Annotated in this window: 19 protein-coding genes; 12 read left to right on the top strand and 7 right to left on the bottom strand. The window is 41.7% G+C overall.

Translation table 11 applies throughout. The annotated features are described in order from the left end of the window. Positions 1–158 precede the first annotated feature (158 nt). Both RI844_RS12080 and RI844_RS12075 read left to right on the top strand, forming a co-directional pair. Positions 159–923: a hypothetical protein gene (locus tag RI844_RS12080; protein ID WP_348394922.1), complete on the top strand. Its 765-nt coding sequence runs from the start codon at positions 159–161 to the stop codon at positions 921–923. A 484-nt stretch (positions 924–1,407) separates the two neighbouring features. Then, positions 1,408–2,763, top strand: a complete 1,356-nt coding sequence (locus RI844_RS12075; RefSeq protein WP_348394921.1) for a nucleobase:cation symporter-2 family protein — start codon at positions 1,408–1,410, stop codon at positions 2,761–2,763. Between the two features lie 125 nt (positions 2,764–2,888). Here RI844_RS12075 and RI844_RS12070 read toward each other — a convergent pair whose 3' ends face one another. The 3 genes from RI844_RS12070 to RI844_RS12060 form a co-directional block, all read right to left on the bottom strand. Further along, positions 2,889–5,171, bottom strand: a complete 2,283-nt coding sequence (locus RI844_RS12070; RefSeq protein WP_348394920.1) for an FdhF/YdeP family oxidoreductase — start codon at positions 5,169–5,171, stop codon at positions 2,889–2,891. 263 nt (positions 5,172–5,434) lie between these two features. Next, on the bottom strand, positions 5,435–6,172 hold the full coding sequence (locus RI844_RS12065; RefSeq protein ID WP_348394919.1) for a DUF3726 domain-containing protein: 738 nt from the start codon (positions 6,170–6,172) through the stop codon (positions 5,435–5,437). Between the two features lie 10 nt (positions 6,173–6,182). Next, the gene (locus RI844_RS12060; RefSeq protein ID WP_348394918.1) at positions 6,183–7,892 is read right to left on the bottom strand and encodes a hypothetical protein; all 1,710 of its coding nucleotides are present in this window, start codon (positions 7,890–7,892) and stop codon (positions 6,183–6,185) included. Between the two features lie 445 nt (positions 7,893–8,337). Here RI844_RS12060 and RI844_RS12055 point away from each other — a divergent pair, with 445 nt between their 5' ends. Further along, positions 8,338–8,517 carry a hypothetical protein gene (locus tag RI844_RS12055; RefSeq protein WP_348394917.1) on the top strand — a complete coding sequence of 60 codons (180 nt, stop codon included), beginning with the start codon at positions 8,338–8,340 and terminating at the stop codon, positions 8,515–8,517. Between the two features lie 47 nt (positions 8,518–8,564). On the opposite strand, the gene RI844_RS12050 is transcribed toward RI844_RS12055, so the two are convergent. Next, on the bottom strand, positions 8,565–9,473 hold the full coding sequence (locus RI844_RS12050; RefSeq protein ID WP_348394916.1) for a LysR family transcriptional regulator: 909 nt from the start codon (positions 9,471–9,473) through the stop codon (positions 8,565–8,567). A 93-nt stretch (positions 9,474–9,566) separates the two neighbouring features. Here RI844_RS12050 and RI844_RS12045 point away from each other — a divergent pair, with 93 nt between their 5' ends. The 5 genes from RI844_RS12045 to RI844_RS12025 all read left to right on the top strand — a co-directional run bounded on the left by RI844_RS12045 (position 9,567) and on the right by RI844_RS12025 (position 15,580). After that, a complete protein-coding gene (locus RI844_RS12045) occupies positions 9,567–11,009 on the top strand; it encodes an aldehyde dehydrogenase family protein (protein WP_348394915.1) in 1,443 nt (480 codons plus the stop codon). 14 nt (positions 11,010–11,023) lie between these two features. Then, complete coding sequence (locus RI844_RS12040; RefSeq protein WP_348394914.1) at positions 11,024–12,013, top strand: dipeptidase; 990 nt, start codon at positions 11,024–11,026, stop codon at positions 12,011–12,013. A gap of 104 nt (positions 12,014–12,117) precedes the next feature. Continuing rightward, on the top strand, positions 12,118–13,635 hold the full coding sequence (locus RI844_RS12035; protein WP_348398348.1) for a BCCT family transporter: 1,518 nt from the start codon (positions 12,118–12,120) through the stop codon (positions 13,633–13,635). A 79-nt stretch (positions 13,636–13,714) separates the two neighbouring features. Further along, complete coding sequence (locus tag RI844_RS12030; RefSeq protein WP_348394913.1) at positions 13,715–14,089, top strand: RidA family protein; 375 nt, start codon at positions 13,715–13,717, stop codon at positions 14,087–14,089. A gap of 174 nt (positions 14,090–14,263) precedes the next feature. Then, a complete protein-coding gene (locus RI844_RS12025) occupies positions 14,264–15,580 on the top strand; it encodes an MFS transporter (RefSeq protein WP_348394912.1) in 1,317 nt (438 codons plus the stop codon). A 15-nt stretch (positions 15,581–15,595) separates the two neighbouring features. Here the strand turns inward: RI844_RS12025 and RI844_RS12020 are convergent, their stop codons facing one another. Next, on the bottom strand, positions 15,596–16,324 hold the full coding sequence (locus RI844_RS12020) for a sulfite exporter TauE/SafE family protein (protein WP_348394911.1): 729 nt from the start codon (positions 16,322–16,324) through the stop codon (positions 15,596–15,598). Positions 16,325–16,737: 413 nt separating this feature from the next. On the opposite strand from RI844_RS12020, the gene RI844_RS12015 reads away from it, so the two are divergent. After that, entirely contained in the window at positions 16,738–17,805 is a 1,068-nt protein-coding gene (locus RI844_RS12015; protein WP_348394910.1) for a porin, read from the top strand. Positions 17,806–18,066: 261 nt separating this feature from the next. Here RI844_RS12015 and fre read toward each other — a convergent pair whose 3' ends face one another. Together fre and ubiD are read right to left on the bottom strand one after the other, a co-directional pair. After that, entirely contained in the window at positions 18,067–18,762 is a 696-nt protein-coding gene (gene fre / locus RI844_RS12010) for an NAD(P)H-flavin reductase (protein ID WP_348394909.1), read from the bottom strand. A 23-nt stretch (positions 18,763–18,785) separates the two neighbouring features. Then, the gene (gene ubiD, locus RI844_RS12005) at positions 18,786–20,285 is read right to left on the bottom strand and encodes a 4-hydroxy-3-polyprenylbenzoate decarboxylase (RefSeq protein WP_348394908.1); all 1,500 of its coding nucleotides are present in this window, start codon (positions 20,283–20,285) and stop codon (positions 18,786–18,788) included. Between the two features lie 109 nt (positions 20,286–20,394). Between ubiD and RI844_RS12000 the strand changes: the two genes are divergently transcribed. The 3 genes from RI844_RS12000 to RI844_RS11990 all read left to right on the top strand — a co-directional run bounded on the left by RI844_RS12000 (position 20,395) and on the right by RI844_RS11990 (position 23,714). Further along, positions 20,395–20,892 (top strand): hypothetical protein, encoded by a 498-nt coding sequence (locus RI844_RS12000; protein ID WP_348394907.1) that lies wholly within the window; start codon positions 20,395–20,397, stop codon positions 20,890–20,892. Between the two features lie 126 nt (positions 20,893–21,018). Beyond that, positions 21,019–22,437 carry an amidohydrolase gene (locus tag RI844_RS11995; protein ID WP_348394906.1) on the top strand — a complete coding sequence of 473 codons (1,419 nt, stop codon included), beginning with the start codon at positions 21,019–21,021 and terminating at the stop codon, positions 22,435–22,437. Then, positions 22,434–23,714, top strand: coding sequence for an amidohydrolase family protein (locus RI844_RS11990; protein WP_348394905.1), 1,281 nt, complete (start codon positions 22,434–22,436; stop codon positions 23,712–23,714). The genes RI844_RS11995 and RI844_RS11990 overlap by 4 nt, the downstream gene beginning before the upstream one ends. The last annotated feature ends 64 nt before the right edge of the window (positions 23,715–23,778 follow it).

Here is a 23,778-nt window from a genome sequence, read left to right as displayed (position 1 = left end):
TTTATATATATCTGATAAGTATATTTAAGTGTTTTTTTATAATTATTAAAACTAAAGAAATCTCAACTATGCACTATGCTTTAGCTGAATCTTTTACCAATGTACAAAACCCTTTGTTACATAGGTATTTTCCCTTTATGGGATGAGGAGATAATAATATGAAGCAGTTTAAGATTCTTATGAGTTTTGCAGTCTCACTATTACTACCGTTTGCTGCGCTTTCAGCCGAGCCGAAAGAACCAGAAATGTACAGTTATGCAACTTACTTTATGTGTGCACCAGATAAAGAAGACGCCGCCGATGAGCTGGTTAAAAGTTCCTATGCACCTGTTTATGATGCCGCCGTTAAAGATGGCACTATTGCCGGTTGGGGCTGGCTAGCTCATCAAACCGGTGGTGAATGGCGACGCATTCTTTACCATTCAGCACCCAGTGTTAGTGGGTTATTGAGCGCGCAGGAAAAAATGGGCGAAAAGCTTGATAAAGCCTTAGGTAAAGGTGCAGATGCTATTGCAACAGGCTGCCCTAGCCATGTTGATTACATATGGCAATTTGTCGCCGGTTCAAAACCTGTCGGTGATAATTCACCGAGAGGCAAAGCGAGCATGTCGGTTTATATGGAGTGTGATTTCACTACCGAAGAAAGAGCCGATGAAATTGTAAAAACAGTATTTGCGCCGGTATATAACGAGTTTGTTGGCAAAGGTCAATTAACCTCTTGGGGTTGGCTTGCTCATGTCGTTGGTGGCAAATACAGAAAATTAGCAACAATGAGTGCTGAAAACTATGATGATTTATTAAAAGCGCGAGCCGCGATACTTAATAAATTATTTGCCGAAGGTGACAAAAAAATAGGCGAAGAATTCAGCAGTATTTGTGGTTCTCATGAAGACTACTTGTGGACAATAAAGCACGAAATTTAATTTTTAATAATAGTTTTTGATTATCAAAAGGAGCGACAGCTCCTTTTTTATTTCACAACGACAGACGAAGAAATAAAAACCATTCCCCTACATCCTCTAGCAATTGTTCCCCTCCTCCTCCAAATCAGCAATAGCGTAAATACTAACTCTGCTGAGTCAATCAACAACCACTATATGAAATGGAAAACTTGACACAACTGTAGATTTTTTAAGAAGAGAGAACTAATGTCTAAATTATAATCAGCCTGAATATTTTGACTGGGCGACTGATTTTATTCCGCTACTTTAGCTGAGTGAAATAAGCAGTAAGGCAACACGATACTTACTTCTTAACTTGTCGGTTTCTTATCGGCACTACATTTTAACCGCGTTCACGGTGCATCCGGACCAGCTGTTTTAATCATATCGTGAAATTAAGCTATTTTTCGGCACGGTGCACCCGGTCAAAAAAGCTTACCCATAAATAAAATTAAAGGAAGGTTGTATGGAGTTATTGTATAAAGTGGAAGACAAGCCACCAGTTGGCACATCTATTTTACTGGCAGCGCAACATCTATTAGCTGCTTTGGGCGCAATTATTGCGGTGCCTTTAGTTGTTGGCGGGGTGTTAGGGCTTTCAACTGAAGACATGGTGGTGTTAGTTAATGCTGCCATGTTGGTCTCTGGTGTGGTTACTATAATCCAGTGTCGTGGTGTAGGCTCTGTTGGTATTCGATTACCTGTGGTTATGGGCACAAGTTTTACTTTTGTTGGTGTGTCAATAGCGATAGGCTTCGAACATGGCGTCGCTGGAATTTTAGGTTCTGCTTTAGTGGCTTCTTTGGTGATGATTATCGGTAGTTTTTTTATGCCGATGATTCGTAAATTGTTTCCTCCTATCGTTACCGGCACAGTGGTTACTTTAATTGGTTTATCTCTTATTCCGGTAGCAGTCGATTGGATCGCCGGCGGTCAAGTAGGCAGCGAAGGTTATGCATCAATTTCTAATTTAATTATTGGCTTTTTTGTTTTAGCTCTAGTGATTGCGTTATCTCAGTTTGGTAAGGGTATTTTTGCAGCATCCGCTGTGGTGATGGGCATTATTGTTGGTTTTGTTATCTGCGCTGCTCTTGGATTGGTGGACTTTATCCCTGTGCAACAGGCTGCATTGGTCGCTTTACCAAGCCCGCTGCATTTTGGTTTAAGTTTTCCAATCAGTGGCATTATAGGCATGTCTATCGCATATTTAGTGACCATAATTGAGTCGACCGGTGATTTCCTAGCATTATCTAACGTCACCAATACAAAATTAACCGGTAAAAAGCTCTCACGCGGCATTTTGGCGGATGGTTTGGGTTCGGCTCTAGCGTCAATTTTTTCCACTACGCCATTCTCTTCGTTTTCGCAAAACGTCGGAATTGTTGGCATGACAGGTGTTGCCAGTCGTTATGTTGTCGCCATTACTGGCGCGATGTTAATTTTAGCTGGCTTGTTTCCAGTATTAGGGGCCTTGGTAGTTATTATTCCATTGCCGGTACTTGGTGGCGCAGGCTTAATTATGTTTGCTATGATTATTTCCGCCGGGGTTAATATTCTTTCGACTACGGCACATACAAAACGTAATAGCATTATTGTCGCTGTTGGTGTTGGTGCGGGCATGGCTGTAACGGCCCGTCCTGAGCTGTTGGGCAACCTTCCTGAGTTTTTGAAAGTCATTTTAGCGTCCGGGATCACCACAGGTTCATTGGTTGCGTTATTCCTAAACTTACTGTTACCAGGACGTGAAAAAGCGATTGAAATCGATAACGCCATTGAAGCAGAGAACGTTGCTGCAAGTGAAGAAAATCAAGCTACAGCCTAAAGTGTAATGTTTCATTTTAATTGAGCCGGTCACTAAACGATGGCCGGCTGATTATTTTAAAGTCAAATATAAAGTGATGAGTTTCAAATAATTCATTTCTTAAGCTGCTTGATATAGGGTATTTACTATCCTATCTTTGCAAGTGTTATAGGTATTGATTTATACGTTGGTGTGCCGCAATCATCGGCAACACTCTCTAGTGGCACTAATGGATTGGTTTCTGGGTAATAACCGGCTACACAGCCTGATGGAATTTGGTAACTGACAACTTTAAAGTTACTTACTCTACGTTCAATGCCATCATTTGCTTCAGTTGTTATTTCTACCGTATCGCCATCTTGTAACCCTTGTTTTGCCATATCATCACTATTGGCGAATAATACTCGTCGCTCACCGTAAACACCGCGATATCGATCGTTCATACCATATATAGAGGTATTGTATTGATCGTGAGAGCGTAGAGTTTGTAAGGTCAAAATTGATTTGGAATACTGAGCCTTTACCATTTCGTGGGCTAATTGCTGTGGTAGCATTGCGGCTGAAAACACAGCTTTTTGCTGTTTTGTATTCCATTGGCGTTGTGCGGCTGGATTTTGCAGATAGAATCCTCTATCAGCCTGAATTCGCGAATTATAATCTTTAAAGTCTGGCAAAACTGCCGATATTTCATTACGGATTAATCCGTAGTCACTGGTCAACTTTTGCCAATCAACCACTTGCTCTCCTAAAGTGGCGCTAGCGATGCCGGCAATGACGGCGACTTCGGATTTGAGCTGCTGCGATGCCGGCTGGTTTTGACCTATAGAGCTATGGACCATACTCATTGTATCCTCTACGGTAATGCTTTGTGGACCACTACTTTGGTTATCGATTTCAGTACGGCCAAGACAGGGCAATATCAACGCGCATTTTCCTGTTATCAAATGGCTGCGGTTAAGTTTAGTACTTATTTGTACGGTCAAATCGCATTGTTGTAATGCTTGATAAGTACGTTCGGTATCTGGTGTGGCTGCAGCAAAATTGCCACCTAGGCCGATAAATACTTTAGCATTACCAGCCAGCATTGCATGAATCGAATCTACGGTATTCAAACCAGGGTTATGCGGGGGGGTAAAGGAGTAACGTGTTTTTAAGGCCGCTAAGAGTTCAGCGCTTGGCTGTTCATCAATACCTACCGTTCGATTGCCTTGAACATTAGAATGGCCTCTTACCGGGCAAGCTCCAGCCCCAGATTTACCTATGTTACCTCTCAATAACAGAACATTGAGCAGTTCTCGAACTGTTGCCACTGAGTGACGATGCTGTGTGATGCCCATAGCCCAGGTGAAAATCACCTTGTCGCTATTAATATAAATATTTGTCATCTGCTCTATTTCATCAAAAGATAAACCACTCTGCTGAACGATTTTATCCCATGAACTGGTGTTGATTGCATTACGATATTCATTAAAGCCATGGCAGTGCTCAGCAATAAATTGATGATCTAATACCGAGTCGTCATGTTCTGCTTTTTCGAGCAAGCTTTTGGCCATACCACGCAGAATTGCCATGTCGCCTCCCAGGCGAGGGGTAAAGTAATGCTGGCTAATATTGGTGCTTGAGAACAGGATCATTTCTTTTGGACTTTGTGGGTCGGCAAACTTTTGCAAGCCTTGCTCTTTTAGGTTATTGATCGCGACTACCTGTGCTCCCCGTTTACTCGCTTTGCGTAAAGTTGCAAGCATACGTGGGTGATTCGTTCCGGGATTCTGTCCGAATACGAAGATGGCATCGGCTAGATCAAAGTCCTCCATGGTTACCGTACCTTTACCTGTACCAATGCCGCTTGTCATCCCGACTCCAGAGGCTTCGTGGCACATGTTTGAACAATCAGGAAAGTTATTGGTACCGAACACTCGACCGAACAACTGATATAGGTATGCGGCTTCATTACTTGCTCGACCTGATGTGTACAACAATGCTTGATCGGGAGAATCCAGTCTCTGCAAATTATTGGCTATCAGCTCAAATGCTTGTTGCCAACTTATCGGTTGGTAGTGATCGCTGCTACCATCATATAACATTGGCTCTGTAAGTCGGCCGCTGCTTTCTAGAGAATGATCGTTCCATTGTTGAAGCTCAGAAATTGAATACTGGTTAAAGAAATTTTGCTCTACCCGTTTGCTGGTAGCTTCCCAGGCAATGGCTTTGACGCCGTTTTCACAAAAATCAACTTTTCCGGCACCAGCACTATCACCCCACGCACATCCTGGGCAATCAAAACCTCCAGGTTGGTTTGCCTTTAGTAACGCCTTAACCCCTTTCGCTGCATCGCTACTTAGAATTAAATGCTTAGCAGAACTTTTTAGTGCGCCCCAACCACCCGCAGGTGATCTGTACGGAGACTGATTTTTACTAGGTTTAGACATATTTTTCCCTTGCTTTGTTACTTTATACTTAGGAGAAACGCTTAGGTAAGCGCTTAATTTGGCGGTGCTAAAATCTAAAAAGTGATAGTCCTGTTTGACGGATTGTGCTTAACGAAAGTGTGCTCTGTTGCACCTGATGCAGTTTAACCTTTGAAAGTGAATTTTCGACTGGAATGCTATTAAGAATATTCATGCCTTTGCTCTATAAGTTAAGCCTTGCTCAGCAAGGCTTAACTATTAGTTATCAAAAGCATTTGAGCTTATTATCGCCCGCCAGCGTCTTGTCGAGAACGTTCAGTGTTTTCCACTAAAACGCCGGTACCAATACGGTTTATCTCGGCCCAAACGTCTTCATCGATCTCTACGCCATATTCAACAGTATGTTCCTTGTTCTTCTCAACCTGCTTTGGGCTGATAAACGTACTATTGGCATTTTGCAAGGATGAGGTTAAATCGACTCTCGAGCTACATATAATCGTCAGTGCTTGTTTGTCATCGTCATTATTTGACAAGTTCGCCACGGCTTCGCTGTAACTCGGGTAACGTTGTCCTGAGCGGATTGCTGCGGTGTGTTCGGTAACCGTGGTACTGCCATTTTTCCAATAGGCTGCAGCACTGATACCTGCTCGACCTCTGTCTGTTAAGGCTTTGAGGATAAACATGCGATTATGGCAGTTATGCACGGTAACTGTAGCGATACCACTTTCCAATGCTTTGGCATGAGCCAAATCAACGGCAGCGGCAATACAATTGAGCGCGCTGCGATGATGAGCATCGATAATTGCTGAGGTACTATCTTCATAAATTACATTACTTAACGGTTTATCAAAATCATCGCCTACGTATGGTAATGCATGTTTAAGTTCATTTAAGCCATTGAGACCGTGCTTTTCTAACCACAACACCATACTCGCTGCGTCTTCATAATTTCCGACAAAGTAGCCGCTGGCTTCAAAACATCGTTTCAGGGACGCTTTTAGTTCATTCATTGATATATTCACAGGACTCTCCTTATTGCTTTGGTGCTAATGGCATAAACCAGTCATCAACAAACGGTTTACCAATATCTTCCAGTAGCGGTGCGCCCTGAAACATGGTGTTACGTACCCATAATCGAGAACGTGGATCAAATTTACTTACGCCAAAAAACGCCAGCTTACAACGGAGTAGATGCATAGGTAACACATCTCGATCGAGTAAATTAGCCTGGATATCGCCGTAGATGCAGCGATCCATTCCTTGAATGCGACGAACAATGCCGCGTAATTTGGGGTGTGCCACCATAAATCGAGCGGTAGTGTGACCAGGATTTTGCTCTATATAGTTTGACAAGTGGTTATAACATTTTCGCACTGCATAACCGACACCTAGTGCCATTTGTTTCTTTTTACCTTCAATGTCAGCAACACTGCCCAGGCGCGGTTCCATTTTTTCTTCAGAGCGATACCAATAAGTTTCACGGGCACCTTCAGCGTCAAAATCGATTGCTAATGCCCACTCATAACGACGTTCAATAATGTCTTTAAGTTCTGAGGTAGGCATCAAGGGATCAAGGTCTAATTGTTCATCTGAACAATGGAAATCTTCTAATTCATCTACCAACTCAGGATGCATTTCCAACATAATGGAAACCAGCATTTCCTGACCTTGTAAAGAACACTGCTGCTCACTAAAGGCAACTAGTTCATTCCAACTGTTAAACCCTGTTTCAATGAAGCCCCCCAGTTTTGTCATATCTTCGATAACAACTTTGTTATTTTGAGTTTGCCAGTCGTCTTCGGTAATGGTTTCAAGGGTATGTTGGGCTGAACGCTCAATCAGTTCGTTCAGTGTTGCGAGCACTTGCTTGTCGATACCTCCTAAAGTTCTGATCCGGGCTAAGGCCAATTCACGCATCTCAACCCATTGGTTAATCAGTAATGGGTGATTGACCAAATATGGTGCCATACCTAAGCCAGTGGAATTACCAATACCAAAATAACGCTTTATTTCTGGCTGCATTGCGCCAAAGGTTTCTGGTGAACGATGACGAGCAATATGTTCTACCTGCAATAAACTGAAGTTACGTAACATCAGGCATACAAACATTTCACCGGCAAATGGGCGGGAAAAGTCTTTATGTTTGCTATGTACTTTTTCCCAGTCGGCCATGCCAAGTTTACCACTGCCGTAGACTGCGGTGGTACGATAGAGGTAACCCACTTCGGAAATTTTGCTGATATCCGGTTGCTGTCCTGAAGCTAATTGATCGACAACATAACCAAAGTTTCGCGAACTACGATTGGCTCGTGATAAAACAAATACTCTAGAGTCAACACGACCAGCTTCCTGTTTAGGCACATTTAGGCGTAATTGTTCTACATATTGACGATCAACTTTGCCTTCTACCAGGGCCATGGTAAGGTCCCATTTTGTCGCAATTACGCGATCATTTCGCTCATCAGCCGATAAATAATCTGAGAATAATACAAAACTGAACATGCCATTAGGGGCATCGACTTCATAGACTACAGTACCGTAGCCATCCTTATCCAGTTCAAAAATTGCCGGTTCAATGCTCCACCGTTCACGAAAAATACGGCGAACCAAGGTGCGCATAAAGCTCAGGCGGCTTTGGTGATATGCACCTAAGCGTTCCAGGTTCATCACTTGACCGGCGGGACGTAATGGTAATGCATTGTCTCCCCATAGTGATGTATGGATAGCGGCATGTGTAGTCATTCTAATGCTCCTTTGTGCTATACAAATTCTAGTGTCTGAATTCGCTTTCACAATGATAGTTAATCATTGGTTATATTCAGAGACTAGCAAATTGAGTATTTGCTTATCAAAACAAGTGACAAGCAAAACAGCCGGTCACTTAAAAGTGCTAATATATTTGACCTAAAACATCATTTCATACAAGTCAGAAAGGTCTATCAGCTGATAAGTAAAATTTATTAAGTGCTGATAACTATATGATTTAAATGCTCTTATATAACCTTTGTTTTATTGTGGAATATATTTTAGGATAAATATTGATCGAATCTATGTTGTCTCCTATGGCGTTTTTTAGGCTTAACGATTTAGATAAGCAATATTTATCAAAAGATATTTTTAATTAATTTTTATTATATGAGCTTACTTACTATTATAGGGGGGATTAGTAACAGAAAAGAGGTAGATCATGAATTCAATAGCCAATGATAGTAACTGCACAAGCCATAGTCGTTCAGAGCGAGAAGAGATGGCTGTCAGCAAAACTAACAGTCAGATAAAACTTGTCGTCGAACAAAAACTAAAATCGACTTATGAAACTAACTACAGCGATGTGATCACATCGTGTTATGTACGCGGTTACAACTAAAGGTTTAACCAGTTTATCGACTGGTTCATATTACCTTTTATACTGTCTTAACTAGACTCCTGTTCATTACTATTTTGTTCAATAATAAAATCTGCAAGAGCCTGAGCCGCTGGCGATAGTGATTTATTCTTAAGTTGTACAATACCTATTTGGCGCAGTACTTTTGGCGCACTTAGTGGAATAAAGCGCAGCTTTGTACTCTCTTGCGGAAATGCAAACCAAGGTAACGTGGTGATCCCCAGCCCGGCTTCAAGCATTGCAGTTAACGACAGCATATTGGAAATATAGAATTGTGAATCGCCCAGCAGGGGCTCGGCTTCGGTGTCTTCAAGTAAGCGTGAAGTGCCGTTACTGATCAAACGCCGTTTACGCAATTCTTTCCAGTGCACCTCAGCGGCATCTGCCAGCGGATGATCATTACGACAAACTACGCCGATCTGATCTTGCCAAATTGGCGTGAATAAAATATCAGCATGTTCGTGTCCAAGCGGTAAGCTGGAAATACCAATATCAACTTGCTGTTTCTCTACCTTTCTTAACACTGCCTCTGAGTTATCATCGTAAAAACTGATATGCAATTCTGGCAAATTTTCGGCAAATTTTGATAATAATTCTGGCAACATTCTGCAGGCAATTGATGGCACTGAAGCTAGGCGTAAATGACCGGCTTTATGTTCACGCAGCAAAGCCATGTCCTGAGAAATACTGTCATGATGAGCGATTAATTCTTTTGCCTTAGGTAAAAAATGTTTACCAAATGGAGTCAGTTCGGTCATCGTGGTTTTAGCATTTCGTTTTTCAAATACCTTGGTTCCTAATTTATTTTCCAGATCTCTTATTGATAAAGAAATTGCTGGTTGGGTACGGCAAGCTTTCTCGGCAGCATTGTGAAACCCTTTTAATTCAGCGACCCAGACGAAGTGTCTTAGCTGAGCAATTTTAAATTCAGGTAGCATGATAAGTGTTCCTTATCGAAAGATATCAATTATTAATTTTTATTATTAAAGCATGCTTCCTATAATGAGTCCAATTACTTTATGGAGGTATTTATGTCGGAATCAATTTTTTCAAATTACATCGCAGGTGAGTGGGTAGAAGGTGTTAGCGCAATAGCGAATATTAGCCCAGCAGATTTAAGCGATACTATCGGTCATTATGCACAAGCTGATAAAGCACAGGCCGAAGCGGCGATTGATGCTGCAGTAAAAGGCCAGCTTGAATGGCAAAAAAGTGGCCTAGAACAACGTTATTCTGTGTTAATGGCAATTGGTGATGAGCTTATTGCCCGTAAAGATGAATTAGGTAAATTACTGGCACGCGAAGAAGGCAAAACTTTCGCTGAAGGTGTTGGTGAAACCTATCGTTCAGGTCAATTCTTCCACTATTACGCAGCAGAAGTGTTACGTCAAATGGGTGAAACCGCGGACTCTGTGCGCCCAGGTGTTGAAATTGAAACCCGTAGAGAGCCGGTTGGTGTGGTAGGTATTATTACCCCATGGAATTTTCCAACGGCAACTGGCGCATGGAAAATTGCACCGGCACTAGCATACGGTAATGCCATCGTATTTAAACCTGCTAATCAGGTACCAGCAAGTGCCTGGGCTCTTACAGAAATCATTTCTCGTCAAGGATTGCCTGCCGGTACGTTTAACCTGGTAATGGGGCCTGGTGCTGAAGTTGGTGATTTATTAATTAACTCTCGCAAGATTAACGCCTTAACATTTACCGGTTCTTTAGAGACTGGTCGAAAAGTTGCAGCAGCTACTGCAGTTAACTTGGTGAAATGTCAGTTGGAAATGGGCAGTAAAAATGCCTTGGTTGTACTTGATGACGCCGATTTAGACAATGCAGTTGAGTGTGCCGTTGGTGGTGCCTTTTTTGGTACCGGACAAAAATGTACAGCCTCTTCACGATTAATTGTTACCGAAGGCATCCATGATCGCTTTGTTGATGCCGTCGTAGAACGAATGAAGCAACTGGTTGTTGGTCATCCGTTAAAAGAAGGTGTACACATTGGTGCGGTTGCTGATGGTCGTCAAATGGAACAAAACCTTAAGTATCTTGAGGTTGCTAAAAATGAAGGTGGCAAGCTGCTGATTGGTGGTGAAGTGATCACTGAAGAAACAGAAGGTTATTATTTACAGCCTGCATTGTTTACTGAAACCACAAACGATATGACTATTAACCGTGAAGAAGCCTTTGCGCCTATCGCTTGTGTGATTAAAGTAAAAGATTATGAAGAAGCGCTAGCTACCCTGAACGATACCAATTATGGCTTAACCGGTGGTATTTGTACTCAGTCATTGAAGTATGCAACAGACTTTAAACGTCGTGCTCAAACCGGTTGTGTGATGGTTAACTTACCAACAGCTGGCACTGACTATCACGTACCTTTTGGCGGCCGTAAAGAATCAAGCTTCGGTTCGCGTGAGCAAGGAACCTACGCAAAAGAATTTTATACCGTGGTAAAAACCACATACATCCGCGCGTAACGGAGGGTGTTGTTATGCATAACGATTTAATTGTTATAGATGGTCTGCAGTACTCCAATTGGAACCGGACTATTTTTGAACAACTTCGACAAGGCGGCGTAACTATGGTTCATGTAACCATTGTTTACCACGAGCAGATCCGTGAAACGTTATTACGGATCAGTGAATGGAATCGCCACTTTGAAATGAACAGTGATTTGATCATGCCGGTTAAAAGTGCTGACGATATTCGCCTTGCCAAACAGCTCGGCAAAGTTGGCATCATGTTTGGTGCGCAAAATTGTTCTGCAATCGAAGATGATATTGGCATGGTTGAGGTAATGCGTGAGCTAAACCTGATGATCATGCAATTGACTTATAACAACCAAAGCTTGTTAGCAAGTGGTTGTTATGAAGCAGTTGATAGTGGCGTAACCCGTTTTGGTCGTCAGGTGATTAAAGAGATGAACCGTGTCGGCATGGTGGTTGATATGAGTCACAGCGCCGAACGCAGCACGCTTGAAGCGATAGAAATATCAGAACGTCCTATCGTTATTTCACACGCCAACCCTAGTAGTTTTCATGCTGCCAAACGCAACAAATCAGACACTGTATTGAAAGCGTTAGGAGAATCCGGTGGACTTTTGGGTTTTAGTTTATACCCATTCCATCTTAAAAATGGCCCGGATTGTAGTTTGAACGAATTTTGCGACATGGTGGCAAATACCGCCGACTTGATGGGCATTGACCATATCGGTATTGGTACCGATTTGTGTCAGGAACAACCGGTTTCCATTCTTGAGTGGATGCGTAATGGCCGTTGGTCAAAAGACATGGATTATGGCGAGGGCTCTAAGTCGGATGCCGATTGGCCAAGATCTTTGTCCTGGTTTAAAGATAGTCGTGATTTTCCAAATATCACCAAAGGCCTGCAAACACGAGGGTTTAGTGATAACGAAGTAGCCAAAATTATGGGATTAAACTGGCTGAATTTTCTGGATGATGCGCTACAGCCCAAACTGTAGCCATATCAAAAGGATTCTTTAACACATAATAAGCAGAATTAATCTGATGGGAGTGTAAAATGAATAGTGCAACACAAGAGATCGTAAGCGATAGGGGTGTCGAAATGCCAAAAAGTAAATTATTTGAAGGTGTCGATATGCCGGTGTTTTTAATCAGCGGCGGGGTACTGGTGTTATTTGCCATATTGGCGCTTTATGACATTGAGATGATGTCTGGCTGGGTAAATACAGCTTTTGCCGCATCCACTAAAATATTTGGCGCCTACTGGCAGGTACTATTACTTCTGACTTTTGTCATAGGTATATTTCTTGCTGTTGGTCGTACCGGTTCTGTGGTTTTAGGTGGTTTAAAAACTCCTGAAATTACCACCTTTAAATGGATTTGTATCATCATGTGTACGCTGCTTGCTGGTGGCGGTGTATTCTGGGCTGCAGCTGAGCCAATGGCACACTTTACTTCGCCGCCACCGTTATTTGGTGGTGAAACAGGTACAACTGATGCGGCGTATAATGCTTTGGCACAAAGCTTTATGCACTGGGGATTCTTGGCCTGGGCCATTCTTGGTAGTTTAACCGGCATTGTATTCATGTACTTGCACTACGAGAAAGGACTGCCACTGAAGCCTCGCACTTTGCTATACCCAGTGTTTGGTGATCGTGTAATGACTGGCGCGTTTGGTGCAATTGTTGATTCATGCTGTGTTCTGGCTGTTGTTGCCGGAACTGTAGGACCGATTGGTTTTCTTGGTTTGCAAATGAGCTTTGGTTTAGAAAAACTGTTCGGCATTCCTGACACATATGTTACTCAAGTAGCCATTTTATTTGGCTTGATCTGTATCTATACCTTATCTGCAGTGAGTGGTGTAACTAAAGGCATTCAAATACTGAGCCGTTTCAATGTGATCTTGGCGGTAGTGTTAATGCTATTCATTCTATTAATGGGACCAACGGCCTTTATAATCGATAGCTATTTACATTCTTTTGGCATTTATCTTAATGAATTCATTCCCATGGCGACTTTTAGGGCCAGTACTGGTTGGTTAGACTGGTGGACAGTATTTTTTTGGGGCTGGTTCTTAGGTTATGGTCCATTAATGGCTATGTTTGTTGCACGTATTTCTCGCGGCCGTACGATTCGTGAAATGGTGTTATTAATATCTATTGTTGCGCCAATTATTACTTGTTTCTGGTTTACCATTGTCGGCGGTTCAGGTTTGTTTTTTGAATTGGCAACTCCTGGTGTCATTTCAGAACCATTTACCGGTTTCAATTTACCCGCGGCGTTGTTAGCGATTACCGAACAGTTACCAATGGGCTTCTTGATTTCAGTATTATTCTTAATCCTTACCACCATATTTGTGGCTACCACAGGTGATTCGATGACTTATTCGGTCTCTATGGTGATGACAGGTACCGATCACCCACAAGCTTCAATTAGAGTATTTTGGGGGATTATGATGGGTGTTATGGCAGCACTGTTAATTTCAATTGGTTCTGGTGGTATTTCTGCACTGCAATCCTTTATCGTAGTGACAGCCGTTCCAGTATCATTAGTGTTACTGCCATCCTTATGGACAGCGCCGCAAATCGCCATAAAAATGGCTAAAGAACAAGGGTTATAAGCTGATTTAGCCAAAAGTAGCCACGAACGTGGCTACTTACCCCATTATTTATAATTACCTTAATAGAGTAGAAACGAATATGAAAACCCCTGTAAAAACAGAATTATTTGCCTCGAAAGCACCGCTGGAGTGGGCCATTATTGCCAATGGCACTTTGTCGACGGCGCAAATTCCAATTGACGCAGAAGGCAAGGTTGTTGATGGCGGCATTGAAGCACAAGCTCGCCAAACCATGGACAACTTCAAACACACTATTGAAGCTGCTGAGCTAACTATGGATGACGTAACTCAAGTGTTGATTTATGTGACCGAACGCTCTCAGTTAGCTGTTTTTAATAAAGTCTATGCTGAATATTTTCAGGCACCATATCCAAACCGTGCTGCAATGATTGTTGCCGGCCTTGCACGGGAAGAAATGCTGTGTGAAGTTGTGGCTTATGCCGCTGTGCCGTAATACCGTGTAGCAAACCCAGTACTTAAGTAAAATGATATTTTAGCGTCGTAAGTTGCTATGTTATTACTGTGGAAATCAATAAGCTGGCCTTGTGCTGGCTTTTTTTATTTTATTGATTATACCAATTCAAAAATTCATAGGTCTTGGTATTCAAACCATTTTAGGCTTCTATTTATGCATAAAACCTTGTTCTCGTTATTTGCCTTGTTTAGCAGTTGTTTTATTCTTCTTTTAGGCAATGGTTTAATTAATGTTCTGTTGCCGGTGCGCATGGGCTTGGATGGTGCTGGTACTGATACTATTGGCATGGTGCTATCGCTTTATTTTGTTGGCTTGTTACTCGGTGCGATATACAGTATCAACCTGATCAGGCGCGCCGGACATGTGCGGATGTTTGCCGGCTGTGTTGCACTGGGGGCGGTCAGCATACTGGTTTGTAGTCTTTATCCTGAATCGCTGTTATTAGGGGCTATGAGGATAATTCTCGGATTTTGTAATGCCTGTGCTTTTACGGCGATGGAAAGCTGGCTTAGCCACAGTTCAACTAAGAAAACTCGAGGAAAAATACTTGCGGTCTATAATGCCGTGGTGTTAAGTGGGTTGTTTGCTGGTCAGTTTTTTATGAACCTGGCCGATCCACAACAGCCTACACTATTTGTTATCGCTGGTATTATCCTCTGTGCTGCAGTGATCCCTATTGTCTTAAGCAGTCATTCGGGTCCGATAATGGATGAAGTTAGTTCAATGTCATTATCAACCTTGTTTAAAACGTCTCCTTTGGGGGTGGTAAGTTGCTTTGTTTCTGGCGTGATCTACGCTTCAATATTCAACCTGCTACCTGTTTTTGCCAAAGAATATAGCATTGTTGAATTCCAACTTTCTCTCTACATGGGAGCTGCCATTTTTGGTGCCTTTATTTTACAATTTCCGGTCGGCTATTTATCGGATCGCTATGATCGTCGATCAGTATTACTGCTGCTGCTGTTTATCTCTGCGCTGGCAGATGTTGCGGTAACTATACTGGCGCCTCTTAACATGACACCCGTGCTATTTTTAGTCACCGCCATTACTAGTGGCATAATTGCCTGTACCTATCCATTAAGCATTTCCGAGGCATTTGACCGGCTACGTCAGAATGAAATGGCGGCGGCGATGGGCTGTATGATTCTGGCGTTTGCTTTTGGCGGAATTATTGGTCCTTATGCAGCATCAGTCGTGATGAAAACTTTTGGTAATACGTCATTATTTTATTTTCTGGCAATAATTCAACTTTTATTAGCCGGGTTCGTGATCTACCGTATGGTCAAACGTAGGGCATTACCGGTGGTTGAACAGGAAAACTTTGTCATGCAAGGAACAGCGATTTCTTCGGCAATTGACCTGGATCCTCGTATCGACTATGCAGAATCCTCGAAAACGACTGATCCGGATGTAAAAAGCACAGTGGAATTTTACCCGGCAGGCGGGGAAAAGAATAACTTATCGTCTTAAATGATAAAGCTAGACTTATAAATCATTGACTAACTGCATTACGATAATGGCGCTGGAAGTTAATGAAAGTAAGGCTATAGCAGGTTTTAGGTAATGCGGCTTGAAGCGCTTACCTAACCACAATGATATGCCAAAGCCAAGAAATATTGCCGGTAACAATGGCAGAGTAAGCTGCAGTTGATAATAACTGAAATTTCCCGAAATGAGCAATAAGGTGAGTGATATAAGGGTTGCGATAAGAAAAAATAAGCCAAGTTCGGCCCGCGTAGAGTTGAGTTCACTATTTTGGTAGACCATTGCTATCGGCGGGCCACCTACCGAAGTTGTGGTACCCGCCAGCCCGGAAAAAAATCCACCAATTAATAAATTTCGTGGCGAATACTTGATGTGAAAGTGACTGTAGCTTAAGAACACACACAGCATAATAAATAAGGCAAAGCATAGCGTAAAAAATACTGGCGGCAATAATAATAATAACATTACTGCCAATAAGGAGCCGGTAATACGACCTAATAAAGCAACGCCAATATTGCCAAACTTTAATTGTTGGCGATAGTGAATGGTGTTTAACAGCGACAATACTAATCCCATCATCAGGATTGGCGCCGGAATAAATGCAGGATCTATCATCACTAAAATCGGCGCAGCTATCACTCCAATACCAAACCCGGCCAAGCTTTGTAGCGCCGCGCCCAATGTGACAGCCACTATGGCAATTATAAGGAGGTTGGGATCATTGAACATAGTGAATTTACCGTTGCTGTATACCAAATTGGTATTAAAGTGCTATTTCAGCGCATAGGAAGTCAATTATCCATGTTTGCTTATAAGACGTCTAATTAGAATGATTTACTGTTGGATAAGACTTACTAATATCCGCAAATACAGCCGTTTTTTATCGTTTTTAGTTGTCTGTAAATCATCAAAATATCATTTGTAAACAAGATGTTAATCTAAATGTAGAATTACTAAAATAAGAACCACTTATTAACCGATTAAGTTAACTGATTTCACAATATTCTCTCACCTTCTTATTATCATTATCGAATATTAACAATAACAAATTTAGTTTTAAGTCGAATATCGATAACGCAGAACATTTTGGCTGTCGATATAAAAATACGATGTAATTACGGTTTTATTTGAAGGGTACTATTATGAAATTAAGCACGAGCATAGCCTTAGTGGCAACAATGTTAACGCCAACGCTAGCACAAGCGAATAGCGAATTATTTAATTGGTATGGCAGCATTCGCGTGCAGCTACAAGACACCAAAGATGGCGAAGTTGAATATAAAGATAACTATTCTCGTATAGGTGCTTATGGTAGTACCGAAATCTTGGATGGGATCAAAGCAACTTATAATTTTGAGTTTCGTCTGTTTACTGACGATGGCTCTTTTGCTGGAGATGATGACAGAGCACGTCTTGCCAACGTTGGACTGGAAGGGGATTTTGGTTCATTTCTAATTGGTAAGCAATATTCACCACACTGGAATTTCACCGACAATGCAATTGATATCTTCTCTGATATTGATCAATCGGCCGGTTGTACTAATGAATCTGCTGGGGTTATTTGTCATACCCATAGGTATGGTTTATGGGCAGTAGATGCCGCAGGCAATGGTCATTATATCGAATATTTACGTCCAGATCGTGCCATCACTTATATGACGCCAAATATGGCAGGCTTTCAAGCTGCGATAATGGCAGTCACCAATAACGGTGATGTTAAATCTAATGCTGCCGGTACAGAAAGTGAAAGCATTGTTGGCTACAACTTTGCCGCTAAATATACTATTGCGGATATTACTGTGTCGGCTTCTCGTTATGATTTAACCGGTATGGTAGGCGATAACAAGGTTGATGCTGTTCAGGTTGCTTACAATCACGAACAATTAAGCCTGGCTGCGCGTTATCAAGACTCTAGCGATATGCGTTTTTACGAAGGATTAAACCCAAGTGGTGAAATTGTTGAAGAAGAAATTTATGAAGTTTATGCCGGTTACAAAATTAACGAATGGCAGATACAAGCTACCTACGCTGATGTCTCAATGGACTCGCCAAGTGGCCTTACGGTTGATACTAGCCAAGTGATCTTAGATGTCATTTATCATCATAAAGCGGGTACTTTCTATGCTGAATACAGCGCCTGGGGTGATGAAGCAGAACAAGTATATGAAGCAACTGATACAATTTTAGTAGGCTACCGTTTAGACTTTTAAAGTCCTTGGCCACTACCCATAAGTATAGTTTCTCCTCATGAAAATCGTGGAAAGACTCTATTGTTTAGTTCCAACCAATATTACTCGATTTTGAGTAACCGCTCACAATTGTGAGCGGTTTTTTTACTTCAGGGACGAAGGAATGCAAACCACCAGGGAAGGTTTTTAGGTTTGTAACTTCAGGGACGAAGGAATGCAAACCACCAGGGAAGGTTTTAGGTTTGTAACTTCAGCGATGCAGGAGTGCAAACCAGTAATGACCTAGATAAACGCAAATGCATCCGCATACATATGTTCTTTAATGCCGCCGTGTTCAATAAATTCGCTTCGTAAAAAACCAACCATATCAAAACGACCAGCCATATAAATATCGTACGGCTCTAGGCTGATCACATCATGTAATAAAGGCTCATGAACCTTACCTACCCGCCCTTGCCAGTTATCATTAGGAGTTTCAACTACCGGCATAAACTGGCCATGTGCTAGTTGTTCAACCATTGCCTGAGTTTCATCTAACTGATAACAGGCACTTGGATCTCGAAGACCCCAATACACTAGTACCGGTTGTTGTACTTTACGCTTCACTAAATCGCTAAGAATAGATTTGATATAAGAAAAACCTGTACCACCAGCTAAAAGAATAATTGGTCGTAGGCTTTCTGTGCGAAGCTGCGCGTGTCCGCCCGGCATTTCAATAGTAACGTTTTTGTTGTTTCTTACATGATCAATTACTTGCATAGCCCAACTGTCGGCAGCAAATGCACCAATTTGTAACTCAATTAGCTCACAATCTGGACTTGAAGCAATTGAAAATGGACGTTTATCATCGCTACTCATGACAAAGTTTAGGTACTGACCTGCAGCAAAACTCACGTTCTGCTCTGGCTTTAACAACACTTGAAAAACATTGTCAGTTAACGGGGTTAATGATTGCACTTGGCAACTAATGGTATTCATTATTTATTTCTTAAGTTGGTCTATTAATTTTGTGGTTCGTTATGATCTAAGTTTAGTCCGAAAATGTTTAATTCGTCCCAAATTTCGTCCACATGCTGTTTAATTTCATCGGTCATAGTGATTGGTTCACCCCATTCCCGGGTTGTTTCACCAGGCCATTTATTGGTGGCATCCATACCCATTTTTGAACCTAGGCCTGAAACTGGTGAAGCAAAATCTAAATAATCAATCGGGGTATTCTCTACTAATACAGTATCTCTAGCCGGATCCATTCGAGTAGTCATAGCCCAAATTACATCTTTCCAATCACGGGCATTTACATCGTCATCGCAAACAATAACAAACTTGGTGTACATAAACTGTCGTAAAAACGACCAAACGCCCATCATCACACGTTTTGCATGACCAGGGTATTGTTTCTTCATGGTGACTACTGCCATACGATAAGAACAACCTTCAGGCGGTAAATAAAAATCCACAATTTCAGGGAATTGCTTTTGGATAATAGGCACAAATACTTCATTTAAGGCCACACCGAGTATTGCTGGTTCATCAGGCGGACGGCCTGTATAGGTACTGTGGTAAATTGGATCTTTACGATGCGTAATATGAGTAACCGTCATTACTGGAAAGTTATCAACTTCATTATAATAACCAGTATGATCACCATAAGGGCCTTCCGGAGCTATTTCATCTGGATCTAAATAACCTTCAAGAATAATCTCTGCGGTAGCAGGTACTTCTAAATCGTTACTGATGCTTTTAACGACTTCGGTCTTACTGCCACGGAGCAGGCCTGCAAAGGCATATTCAGACAAAGAGTCAGGCACTGGGGTTACGGCGCCTAATGTTGTTGCCGGATCGGCACCAAGAGCGACTGAAACAGGGTACTTCTCACCAGGAAATTTATTTTTAAAGTCTTCAAAATCCAGCGCGCCGCCGCGATGTGATAACCAACGCATGATAATTTTGTTTGGACCAAGTAATTGCTGGCGGTAAATTCCTAGATTCTGACGTTCTTTTTCAGGACCTCGTGTGACTGTTAAGCCCCAAGTAATAAGAGGAGCAACATCACCTGGCCAGCAAGTTTGGATTGGTAACTTGGTTAAATCTACTTCGTCGCCAGATATGATCACCTCCTGACAGTGCGCTTTTTTCAAACGCTTAGTTGGCATATTTAATACTTGCTTAAATACCGGCAACTTATCAAAAGCATCTTTAAAGCCTTTTGGCGGCTCAGGCTCTTTTAACATGGCCAAGAGCTTGCCAACGTCACGAAGTTCGCTAACATCCTTTTGTCCCATCGCTAATGCAACACGTTCAGGCGTACCAAATAAATTAGTAAGCACCGGCATGTCGTAACCGATTGCGTTTTCAAATAGCAAAGCCGGACCTTCTGCGCGCAACGTGCGATCGCTAATTTCAGTCATAGCTAAATTAGTTGATATGGGTTGTTTAATACGTTTTAACTGGCCAATTTTTTCTAACTGAGCAATAAAATCGCGTAGATCCTTATATTTCATAATCTTATACGAGTATTTGTTTGTCGGTATTATACCTGCAAGCATCATTAATTTGAATTATTTACCATTCAAGTTTAGGCTCAATACTATAAAAATGAGAGAAGACTTTATGAAATCACTGATAATTAGCGTATTTAGCCTGCTGCTATTCACATTTAACCTGCAAGCAAAAGAAAGTTGTGCGAGTAGTGAGTATCAACAATTTGATTTTTGGCTAGGGCAATGGCAGGTCACTAACCCAGAAAATAACCAGGTGAGTGAGAGCAAAATTACCAAAATATTGGGTGGCTGCGTTATTTTGGAAGAATATAAAACACCATCGGGATATGAAGGTAAAAGTTTAAATATTTATGACAAACAGCAGCAAAGATGGCACCAATCATGGACTGATAATAGTGGTTTATTGTTACAGCTCAATGGTGAGTTTATTGATAATGCCATGGTGTTAACAGGAGTTATTGTTGATAGCAAAGGTACAAAGTTATTACAAAAAATAACTTGGAGTAAATTAGAAAACAATAAAGTAAGACAACATTGGCAACAAAGCAATAATGCTGGCGTTTCTTGGAAAACTCTCTTTGATGGTACTTATACTGCTAAAAAGTAATAATTTTTAGTAGGTAAGTTAAGTTGGTTAAACAAATATTTACGTTAAGTTACCATGACATTAATGGGATCCACTGCTAGAGTAAATGCGATTATTTATAAAATTATTAAAAATAAAAGTGAAGCTATGAAAACACTAAATAAAGTCCTGTTAACAGGTTTTAGCTTAGTAGCGGCTGCTACCTTAGTTGGTTGTGGCGGTGATAAGGCGAAAACAGCTCAGTCTCCCTTTGTTGAAATAAACAAAGACCCATTCCCGAGTACTTATAAAGCATTAACAAGTGTGCCAACGCTGATTAAAAATGTGAATGTTTATGATGGACTTGGTAACTTAATTGAAAACACTTCTGTGCTATTGGAAAACGGTAAGATAAAAGCCGTTGGCAATAAATTACCAACGCCGGCCGATGATGCCAACGTTATTGATGGCAAAGGTAAATGGCTAACACCTGGAATTATTGACGTTCATAGTCATTTAGGGGTCTATGCTACTCCAGATACCGGCTCTCATGCTGATGGTAATGAGATGGTTAAACCAGTGACTGCAGCTGTTTGGGCTGAACATTCACTTTGGCCGCAAGACCCTGGCTTTCGCCGAGCATTAGCCGGCGGTGTCACTGCAATGCAAATTTTACCTGGTTCAGGTAATTTAATTGGTGGCCGCGGTGTTACCGTTAAAAACTTACCGAACCGTGTTATACAAGACATGAAATTTCCAGATGCACCATACGGTATGAAAATGGCGTGTGGTGAAAATCCAAAACGTGTTTATGGTAAGAAAGGTGGGCCAATGACCCGTATGGGTAATGTTGCTGGTTATCGTCAAGCTTGGGCTGATGCGCAAAACTACCAGCGCTCATGGGATAAATACAAGAAAGACTATGATGCAGGCAAAGATGCCAAAGCGCCAAAACGTGACTTGAATTTAGACACCTTGGCCGGTGTACTACGCGGTGATATATTAGTGCATATGCATTGTTATCGTGCTGATGATATGGGCTCCATGATGGATGTCATGAAAGAATTTAATTATCAAATTGCTTCTTTCCAACACGCCGTTGAAGCTTACAAAATTGCAGATAAATTAGCTGAAAACAATGTTTGTTCTGCTATGTGGGCCGATTGGTGGGGCTTTAAAATGGAAGCCTATGACGGCATTCGTGAAAACATACCTATGGTAGCTAACGCTAAAGCTTGTGCAATAGTGCATTCAGATAGTGACCAAGGTATCCAGCGGTTGAACCAAGAAGCCGCCAAAGCTTTATCTGATGGCCAACGTGCTGGTATCAATTTTAGCAAAGCCGATGCTTGGACTTGGTTAACAGCAAATCCGGCTAAATCATTAGGGATTTTTGATCAAACCGGCTCAATTGAAATGGGCAAAAATGCTGATATTGTAATATGGAGTGCTGAGCCTTTCTCAACTTACTCACAAGCTGAAATGGTCTTCATCGATGGTGGTGTCGCATTTGATCGCAACAAGCCAGAAACATGGGCGGTAAGTGATTATGAATTAGGACAAGTGGCTGAAGGAGATCGCAAATGAGCAAATTAACGTTAACCGCAATAGCAACAATCACGGCACTTACTTTCAGTGCGGGTGCACAAGCTGAAAAAATAGCTATTATTGGTGGCACTGTTCATACCATGACTGAGCAAGGCGCGATTGAAAATGCCACTGTACTAATTGAAGATGGCAAAATAAGTAAAGTGATCTCGCAAGAGGTGTCTACTGATGCCAGTTATCGTGTTATTGATGCAAAAGGCAAAGTGGTTACTCCAGGCTTTATTGGCGCATTTACCTCTCTAGGTTTAGTTGAAGTTTCTTCTTGGGCAGGCACCAACGATGCAAGCGTTGCTAAGTCCAAATTACATGCCGCTTTAGATGCTAGTCTAGCGGTTAACCCTGATAGCACATTAATAAATATTTCACGCATAGAAGGTATTACTAGTGCGGCGACTTCAGTGGGCAATACCGATTCAATCTACAAAGGTCGTGGCGCTGTAATTACTTTAGGCGATGATGCTGATCCGGTGATGAAAAAACGGGCGTTTATGTCTATCGATTTATCGAATAGTGGTGCAGATGTCAGTGGTGGCAGCAGAGCGGCTTTATGGGTAGATTTTCGTAATGCCTTAAACGAAGCAATTTATGCGCAAAGTATTAATTTTACTCCACAAACTGAATGGCATGGTACTTTAAGTAAAGCGAATGTTCAGGCTTTAATTCCAGTAGTTAAAGGGGAAATGCCACTATTAGTTCAAATCCACCGTGCCAGTGATATTCGTCGTATCATCAAAATGACGGATAATTTTAAGCGTTTAAATGTCACTTTAGTAGGTGCTAGCGAGGCTTGGCGAGTTGCTGATGAAATTGCTGCTGCCGGGATGTCGGTAATATTAAATCCTGAGTCTAATTTACCTTATACCTTTGAGCAAAACGGCGCTACCTTAGCGAACGCTGCACGTTTAAATGATGCCGGTGTAAATATCGCAATTGGGATGAATACTCATAACATTCGCCTTGCTCCTCAACATGCGGGTAATGCTGTAGCAAACGGTTTGCCTTGGCAAGCAGGCCTTGCTTCACTAACTACAGCCCCGGCAAAAATTTACGGTATCGACAAACAGGTGGGTAGTATAAAAGCAGGAATGCAAGCTGATGTTGTAATATGGTCTGGCGATCCGCTGGAAGTAATGCATGCACCAACAAATGTGATTATCAATGGTGAAGAAGTACCTCTTGAATCACGTCAAACTAAACTGCGTGATCGTTACCTAAAAATTGATAACGAAAAACCACAGCAGTATACCCGTCCTTAATTTTTAAGCGATTTTATAAAGATTATAAAGCCAGTAATTTACTTAAGTTACTGGCTTTATTGAT

The organism is Thalassotalea fonticola, from assembly GCF_032911225.1.
GTDB classification, from domain to species: domain Bacteria; phylum Pseudomonadota; class Gammaproteobacteria; order Enterobacterales; family Alteromonadaceae; genus Thalassotalea_A; species Thalassotalea_A fonticola.
This window is presented reverse-complemented; position numbering and strand designations above follow the sequence as displayed.

What these genes read in the sequence shown, in the direction of transcription:
- RI844_RS12080 (WP_348394922.1), top strand. Translation starts at nt 159, where the DNA reads ATGAAGCAGTTTAAGATTCTTATGAGTTTTGCAGTCTCACTATTACTA.
- RI844_RS12075 (WP_348394921.1), top strand. Translation starts at nt 1,408, where the DNA reads ATGGAGTTATTGTATAAAGTGGAAGACAAGCCACCAGTTGGCACATCT.
- RI844_RS12070 (WP_348394920.1), bottom strand. Translation starts at nt 5,171, where the DNA reads ATGTCTAAACCTAGTAAAAATCAGTCTCCGTACAGATCACCTGCGGGT.
- RI844_RS12060 (WP_348394918.1), bottom strand. Translation starts at nt 7,892, where the DNA reads ATGACTACACATGCCGCTATCCATACATCACTATGGGGAGACAATGCA.
- RI844_RS12055 (WP_348394917.1), top strand. Translation starts at nt 8,338, where the DNA reads ATGAATTCAATAGCCAATGATAGTAACTGCACAAGCCATAGTCGTTCA.
- RI844_RS12050 (WP_348394916.1), bottom strand. Translation starts at nt 9,473, where the DNA reads ATGCTACCTGAATTTAAAATTGCTCAGCTAAGACACTTCGTCTGGGTC.
- RI844_RS12045 (WP_348394915.1), top strand. Translation starts at nt 9,567, where the DNA reads ATGTCGGAATCAATTTTTTCAAATTACATCGCAGGTGAGTGGGTAGAA.
- RI844_RS12040 (WP_348394914.1), top strand. Translation starts at nt 11,024, where the DNA reads ATGCATAACGATTTAATTGTTATAGATGGTCTGCAGTACTCCAATTGG.
- RI844_RS12035 (WP_348398348.1), top strand. Translation starts at nt 12,118, where the DNA reads ATGCCAAAAAGTAAATTATTTGAAGGTGTCGATATGCCGGTGTTTTTA.
- RI844_RS12030 (WP_348394913.1), top strand. Translation starts at nt 13,715, where the DNA reads ATGAAAACCCCTGTAAAAACAGAATTATTTGCCTCGAAAGCACCGCTG.
- RI844_RS12025 (WP_348394912.1), top strand. Translation starts at nt 14,264, where the DNA reads ATGCATAAAACCTTGTTCTCGTTATTTGCCTTGTTTAGCAGTTGTTTT.
- RI844_RS12020 (WP_348394911.1), bottom strand. Translation starts at nt 16,324, where the DNA reads ATGTTCAATGATCCCAACCTCCTTATAATTGCCATAGTGGCTGTCACA.
- RI844_RS12015 (WP_348394910.1), top strand. Translation starts at nt 16,738, where the DNA reads ATGAAATTAAGCACGAGCATAGCCTTAGTGGCAACAATGTTAACGCCA.
- fre (WP_348394909.1), bottom strand. Translation starts at nt 18,762, where the DNA reads ATGAATACCATTAGTTGCCAAGTGCAATCATTAACCCCGTTAACTGAC.
- ubiD (WP_348394908.1), bottom strand. Translation starts at nt 20,285, where the DNA reads ATGAAATATAAGGATCTACGCGATTTTATTGCTCAGTTAGAAAAAATT.
- RI844_RS12000 (WP_348394907.1), top strand. Translation starts at nt 20,395, where the DNA reads ATGAAATCACTGATAATTAGCGTATTTAGCCTGCTGCTATTCACATTT.
- RI844_RS11995 (WP_348394906.1), top strand. Translation starts at nt 21,019, where the DNA reads ATGAAAACACTAAATAAAGTCCTGTTAACAGGTTTTAGCTTAGTAGCG.
- RI844_RS11990 (WP_348394905.1), top strand. Translation starts at nt 22,434, where the DNA reads ATGAGCAAATTAACGTTAACCGCAATAGCAACAATCACGGCACTTACT.